This window comes from Micromonospora sp. S-DT3-3-22 (assembly GCF_015354745.1).
In the GTDB taxonomy this organism is placed as follows: domain Bacteria; phylum Actinomycetota; class Actinomycetes; order Mycobacteriales; family Micromonosporaceae; genus Micromonospora; species Micromonospora wenchangensis.
In genome coordinates, this window is sequence record NZ_JACGMO010000210.1 from 1 (window position 1) to 5,998 (window position 5,998).

The following is a 5,998-nucleotide window of genomic DNA, read 5'->3' on the forward strand; positions in this document are numbered from 1 at the left end:
CCACCACGCCGACCGCCCACCCCGCGCCGCAGACACCGACCGCCCCACCGGCGGCGGCCTGGTCCACCCCGACCCCCACCCCGCCCGCCGCCACGGAGCGGCCGGCCACCCCACCGGCGGCCCGGGACGGTTTCGGCCGGCGGCTGCGTCGACAGTGGGCCGACCCGTGGGGGATGTCCCTCGCGATCTTCCTCGGCGCGGTCGGCTTCGCCACCGGGTACGTCGCCAGCACCGACGTGGGCACCGCCGCCGCCGTCGGTCTGCTCGCCCTCGTCGTGGTCTACGGTGTCCGTCTGCTCGTCGCCGCCGCGCTGACCCCGTCCGGCCCGCCGGACGGCTCGATCGGGCAGTCCGGCGCGCCGCCCGTGCCGGCACCCCGCACCGACGCCTGACCCGCCGAACGAACCCCTGGAGGAGCCGATGCCCGCCGGTCAGCGTCCCGCCCGACCGTGGCTGCCGCACGCGGTGGCCGTCGTCGCGGGGCTAGCGGTGATCGCCGGGGCGTACCTGTACGTCCGGCCGGCCCCCGGCACGGACCGGGCGGACTGCGTACCGCTGGAGGTCAGCTCCTCCACCGAGAAGAGCGAGCTGGTCGCCCAGCTCGCCGACCGGTACAACGCCGCCGACCGGCGCTTCGGCGGGCGGTGCGCGCAGGTGACCGTGCACGGCCTCAACTCGGGCGAGGCGATGGAGGCGCTGGCCGGCGGGTGGGCCCTCACCCAGCCCAAGGTCGCCGAGCCGCAGGTGTGGCTGCCCACCTCGTCGCTGTGGACCGGGCAGCTACGCCTGCTCGACAAGGCGGCCGGCCGACCCGCGCAGACCCCCGGGCAGTACCCGTCGATCGCCAACAGTCCCCTGGTCATCGCCATGCCCAAGGACCGGGGCGAACTGGTGCAGCAGCGCGGGCCGCTCGGTTGGGCCGACGTGCTCGGCCTCTCCGGCGACACCGGCTGGGCGGCGTTCGGGCGGCCCGAGTGGGGCCGGTTCACCTTCGGCAAGGACAATCCGCACCTGTCCACCTCCGGCCTGGCCGCCACCATCGCCACCTACTACGCGGCGGTCAACCGGGCCAGCGACCTGACCAGCGAGGACCTCGCCCAGCCGGCGGTCACCCAGTTCGTCCGGCGGATCGAGGCCAACGTCTCGCACTACAGCGACGACTCGGTGGACCTGCTGCGCGGTCTCGCCGAGGCCGACGCCGCCGCCACCGGGGACGCCCCGGCGACCGACATGAGCGCGATCGTCCTTCAGGAGGAGCTGGTCTACCTCTACAACCAGGGCCAGCTCAGCCCCACCGGCAGCAAGCCCCGGGTCCCGCTGGTGGCGGTGCACCCCAAGGAGGGCACCTTCAACCTCGACCATCCGTACGTGGTGCTGCCGTCGGCCGACCCGGCGCAACGCGAGGCCGCCGAGGACTTCCTCGCGTTCCTGCGGGACGGCCCGCAACAGCGCAGCTTCGCCGCCCTCGGCTTCCGGGACGACGAGCGCCGGCCCGCCGAGACGCTGCTGGCCACGGTGGCCGGGCCGGGCGGCGACCGGCTCACCTACTTCGACCCGCCCACCCCGGAGGTGGTCGGCGCGATCCTCGGCAGCTGGGACACCCTGCGCAAGAAGGCCAACATCCTGCTCGCCGTGGACACCTCCGGCTCGATGCAGGCCGGTGTCGGCGACCGGACCCGGTTCCAGGTGGCCACCGACGCCGCCAGCAAGGCTATCGGGCTGCTCAACGCCGCCGACCAGGTGGCGCTCTGGTCGTTCTCCAGCGAGACCCCGCAACGGCCGAAGCGGCCGTACAGCGAGGAGGTGCGGCTCGCGCCGCTGAACCGGGACGCGTTCAACCGGAAACTCGCCGGGCTGCGCATCGGCGGCAACACCGCGCTGTACGCCACCGTCCGCGCGGCACACCGCACCCTGCTCGACAGGTACGACCCGAACCGGATCAACGCGGTGGTGGTGCTCACCGACGGCAAGAACGAGTACCAGAAGGACAGCGACCTCAACCGGCTGCTGCGGGACATCGCGCTGGACCCGAACAAGCCGGTGAAGGTCTTCTGCGTGGCCTTCGACCAGGACTCCGACCTGGCCGCGCTGGACCGGATCGCCAAGGCGTCGGCCGGCAAGGCGTTCGACGCCAAGAACCCGACCACCATCGACGAGGCGTTGGTCAAGGTGGTCAGCAGCTTCTGACTGAGCCCGGCCGGCCCCGCCGCCACGCTCGGCGGCGGGTGCGTTCAGTCGCCGACGCGGCGCAGCAGTCCCTCCTGGACGGCGCTGGCGATGTGCCGGCCGTCGAGGGTGAACATCCGGCCGGTGGCCAGGCCCCGCGCGCCGGAGGCCGACGGGCTCCAGCAGTCGTAGAGGAACCACTCGTCGGCCCGGAACGACCGGTGGAACCACAGCGCGTGGTCCAGGCTCGCCCCGGCCAGGCCGCCCGGCCCCCAGACCTCGCCGTGCACCGACAGGACCGAATCCAGCAGGGTCAGGTCGGAGGCGTAGGTCAGGGCGCAGGCGTGCAGCAGCGGATCGTCGGGCAGCTTGCCGTCGATGCGCATCCAGACCCGCTGGTACGGGTCGGCGGGGCGGTCGCCGGGGCGTACCCAGCCGGGCTCGCCGACGTAGCGGACGTCGATCGGGCGGGGGATCTGCCCCCAGATGCCGAGCCGCTCCGGGTAGCGGGCCAACCGGTCGGACATCGTCGGGACGTCGTCCGGGCCGGGCACGTCCGGCGGGGTCGGCGCCTGGTGTTCCAGGGCCTGTTCCTGCCGCTGGAAGGACGCCGACATGAAGAAGATCGGCTTGTCGTGCTGCAACGCCACCGAGCGGCGGACCGAGAAGGACCGCCCGTCCCGGACGTTCTCCACCTGGTAGTCGATCGGCTCGGCCGGATCGCCGGGCCGGACGAAGTAGCCGTGCAGCGAGTGCACGAACCGCTCCGGGTCGACCGTGCGCCCGGCGGCGACCAGTGCCTGACCGGCGACCTGCCCCCCGAACACCCGCTGCGGACCGACCGAAGGGCTCACCCCACGGAAGGTCGTCGCGCCGGTGTGGTCGAGGTCGAGGACCTCGAGGAGCTGGTCGACCGCGGCCTGGCCGGTCGCCGCCGGGCGCCCGGTCACTGGCCTGCTTCTGTTCGCGACTGCGGGGCGCGCAAACCCGGCCCACTCCTCGCGCTCACCGGGCTGGCTCTGTTCGCGACTGCGGGGCGCGCAAACCCGGCGCGCTCCTCCCGCTCACTGCAACGCCCGGGCGGAGGCGGCGTCGACCAGGGAGCCGAGCTGGTGCACCCGCAGCGTGTTGGTGGAGCCGGGGGTGCCGGGCGGGCTGCCCGCGACGATCACCACGTAGTCGCCGGGGGTGGCCTGGTTGAGGCCCAGCAACGCCTGGTCGACCTGGCGGAACATGTCGTCGGTGTGCTGCACGAACGGCATCAGGAAGGTCTCCACGCCCCAGCACAGCGCGAGCTGGCTGCGGACCTCGGGGACCGGGGTGAACGCCAGCAGCGGCAGGTCGCAGTGCAGCCGGCTGAGCCGCTTGACGGTGTCACCGGTCTGCGAGAAGGCGACCAGGGCCTTCGCCCCGATGGCGCGGGCGATGGAGGACGCGGCCACGGTCAACGCGCCACCGTGGGTACGGGGGTCGTGCTGGAGCCGGGGCACGCCGATCGAACCGGCCTCGGTGGTGGTGACGATCTTCGCCATGGTGCTGACGGTGAGCACCGGGTACTTGCCGACGCTGGTCTCGCCGGAGAGCATCACCGCGTCCGCGCCGTCGAGCACCGCGTTGGCCACGTCGGAGGCCTCGGCGCGGGTCGGCCGGGAATTCTCGATCATGGAGTCGAGCATCTGGGTGGCCACGATGACCGGCTTGGCGTTCTCCCGGCACAGCTGCACGGCCCGCTTCTGCACCAGCGGCACCTGGTCGAGCGGCAGCTCCACACCGAGGTCACCCCGGGCCACCATGACGCCGTCGAAGGCGAGCACGATCGCCTCCAGGTGGTCGACCGCCTCGGGCTTCTCGACCTTGGCCAGCACCGGGCGGCGGACGCCCTCCTCGTCCATGATCGAGTGGACGAGCTTGATGTCCTCGGCCGAGCGGACGAAGGACAGCGCGATCATGTCGACGCCCAGGCCGAGGGCGAAGCGCAGGTCCTCGGCGTCCTTGTCCGACAGGGCGGGGACGCTGACCGCCACGTTCGGCAGCGAGACGCCCTTGTTGTTGGAGACCGGACCACCCTCGGTGACCAGGCACCGGATGTCGTTGCCGGTGACGTCGCTGACCTCGACGGCGACCCGGCCGTCGTCGATCAGCAGCCGGTCGCCCGGCTTCACCTCCTGGGGCAGCTTGCGGTAGGTGCAGGAGACCCGGTCCTTGGTGCCGAGGATGTCGTCCCCGGTGATCACCACCGAGTCGCCGGTACGCCACTCGTGCGGCCCGTCGGCGAACCGGCCGAGCCGGATCTTGGGGCCCTGCAGGTCGGCCAGGATGGCGACCGGGATGCCGACCGCCTCGGAGGCCTCGCGGACCAGGCGGTACACCGACTCGTGGTCGGCGTGACTGCCGTGGCTGAAGTTCAGCCTGGCCACGTTCATGCCCGCCTCGACGAGCCCCCGGATCCGCTCCGGGGACGAGGTGGCGGGGCCAAGAGTGCAGACGATCTTCGCGCGGCGGTTCACGCCCATCAGGCTAGTCTCTCCTCCGGGTCGACCTGCGGGCCGACCCCTTGCGGACTGAGGAACAGGGTCCGACGACGCGCGGGGTGGGCGCGTGGCCGGCGGGACGCGGGCCACGCCGGGGGCACGTCGGGAAGTGGCGGGCATCGGCGACCGCGCGCCGGGAATCGTACCGCCCGACGACAATCGCCGTCTGCGCGCTCCCGTGCTCTCGTGCGCCGCCACCGCCACCGTCGGTCACCGTCGCGCCACGCCCGCCGCCCCGGCGGTCAGCTGTCGGTCTTGACCAGCGGGAACTCCAGCGATCCCGCCGGGCAGAGGAAGGTCAGCACGTCGACCATGTAGAGGCCGGCCTGCACCGCCGGGTCCGCCTCCATCACGCTGCGTACGTCCTCGACCGATCCGGTGCGGGCCAGCCCGATGCCGATCGGTGGGGCGGGCTCCCGGGCCGGGCCGTCGATCGAGCCGGCCACCAGCACCAGACCCCGCCGTTGCAGCGCCCGCATGTGCGCGGTGTGCTCGGCCTGGAGGCGCTGCACGGTCTCCTTCGGCAGCACCCGACCGGCCGGGCCGGGATAGAGCACGATGCACTCGTACGTGTCGAGTGCGAAGTCCAGCTGCGGCGTACCCGTCATCGCGTCCCCTCCCCCGCGTCGGCGCCACACCGCGCCGGTGTCCCCCGGACCCGGCCAGCGTCCCACGGTGGGGACGCCGCTGACCGCCGGTCGGGACAACTTCGGGCCGGACGGGGCCGTGCCCGGGCGGACACCGGGTGCGGCGGGCGGCACCGACGGCCTTTCGGCCGGCCCACGCCGACAGATCGGCAGACGTGCCCGTCAGCCGACGCTGGTACGGTCCGACTGATGGGGAAGGCGCTCGATCCGCAGAGCGGAGGTCCCGACATGACTCGCTCCGCCGACGCCCCCCGGCCGCCGGACGACTCCCGCTGGCGCGATCTGCTCTCCCGCGCCGGCCGGGCCGGCCGGTGGATCGTCGACCACGACTGGGCCGGCACCCCGCTCGGGCCGCTGGCGCAATGGCCGCCCAGCCTGCGTACCGCCCTGGTCGTCTGCCTGCACAGCCCGACGCCGGCCGCGCTCTGGTGGGGTCCGGGCCTGGTGCTGCTCGCCAACGACGGCTACCTGGACCTGCTGGGCCCGGCCGGCAGGCGGGCGCTGGGTCGGCCCGCCGCGGCGGTCTGGCCCGAGGCGGTGCCCGCGCTGACCGGGGTGCTGACCGCCGCCCGGGTCACCTGCCGGCACGGCGACGACGGGCCGGGGCCGGTCTTCTCGTCGGGTCCGGTGGTCGACGCCGCCGGCCACCCGCAG

Annotated in this window: 5 protein-coding genes and 1 pseudogene; 3 read left to right on the forward strand and 3 right to left on the reverse strand. The window is 73.6% G+C overall.

Annotated elements, in window-relative coordinates; translation table 11 throughout:
- Positions 1–392 (forward strand): hypothetical protein (locus tag H1A17_RS33000; protein ID WP_194823722.1); only part of this gene is annotated, 392 nt, incomplete at its 5' end.
- Positions 393–420: 28 nt separating this feature from the next.
- Positions 421–2,187 (forward strand): extracellular solute-binding protein, encoded by a 1,767-nt coding sequence (locus tag H1A17_RS33005; protein ID WP_145920922.1) that lies wholly within the window; start codon positions 421–423, stop codon positions 2,185–2,187.
- A 44-nt stretch (positions 2,188–2,231) separates the two neighbouring features.
- Here H1A17_RS33005 and H1A17_RS33010 read toward each other — a convergent pair whose 3' ends face one another.
- The 3 genes from H1A17_RS33010 to H1A17_RS33020 form a co-directional block, all read right to left on the reverse strand.
- A complete protein-coding gene (locus H1A17_RS33010) occupies positions 2,232–3,116 on the reverse strand; it encodes an acyl-CoA thioesterase II (protein ID WP_145920923.1) in 885 nt (294 codons plus the stop codon).
- Positions 3,117–3,230: 114 nt separating this feature from the next.
- Entirely contained in the window at positions 3,231–4,679 is a 1,449-nt protein-coding gene (pyk, locus tag H1A17_RS33015) for a pyruvate kinase (protein ID WP_145920924.1), read from the reverse strand.
- A gap of 260 nt (positions 4,680–4,939) precedes the next feature.
- The gene (locus H1A17_RS33020; RefSeq protein WP_088643099.1) at positions 4,940–5,305 is read right to left on the reverse strand and encodes a YciI family protein; all 366 of its coding nucleotides are present in this window, start codon (positions 5,303–5,305) and stop codon (positions 4,940–4,942) included.
- Positions 5,306–5,572: 267 nt separating this feature from the next.
- On the opposite strand from H1A17_RS33020, the pseudogene H1A17_RS33025 reads away from it, so the two are divergent.
- A pseudogene (locus tag H1A17_RS33025) lies at positions 5,573–5,998 on the forward strand (hypothetical protein); the annotation flags it as partial.

Coding starts and splice junctions, on each gene's coding strand:
- H1A17_RS33005 (WP_145920922.1), top strand. CDS start 421: ATGCCCGCCGGTCAGCGTCCCGCCCGACCGTGGCTGCCGCACGCGGTG.
- pyk (WP_145920924.1), bottom strand. CDS start 4,679: ATGGGCGTGAACCGCCGCGCGAAGATCGTCTGCACTCTTGGCCCCGCC.
- H1A17_RS33020 (WP_088643099.1), bottom strand. CDS start 5,305: ATGACGGGTACGCCGCAGCTGGACTTCGCACTCGACACGTACGAGTGC.